Below are 271 nucleotides of genomic sequence, written 5' to 3' on the forward strand. Positions count from 1 at the left end.
GTCCGCGCTGACATCCCATTTTTCTGCCAGACCTGGCTGCAGCTCGGTGGTACCGGTTTTGAACTCAACCAGTCGGCTGTAGATCGGTACCGAGCTTGCGTCGTAGGTGGTGCCCGATGTGAAGAGCTGCGGGTTGAAGCCTTCCGGCGGACCTTCTGAACAATAAACGAGGGTTTTCGCCTGGACACCAGCGGCAACGATCAAAGCAATCAGGCTGAGACCGACCTTCAGCATCCTGGATTTAGCCAGGGAGTTGATCATGTTTTGCTCC

General features: G+C 55.7%; 1 pseudogene. It reads right to left on the reverse strand.

The features are described 5' to 3' along the window. Window positions 1–261 (reverse strand): annotated as a pseudogene (locus tag KVT28_RS25165) (ABC transporter substrate-binding protein); the annotation flags it as partial. Window positions 262–271: the final 10 nt, after the last annotated feature.

The organism is Pantoea sp. GbtcB22, from assembly GCF_019091025.1.
GTDB lineage: Bacteria > Pseudomonadota > Gammaproteobacteria > Enterobacterales > Enterobacteriaceae > Pantoea > Pantoea leporis.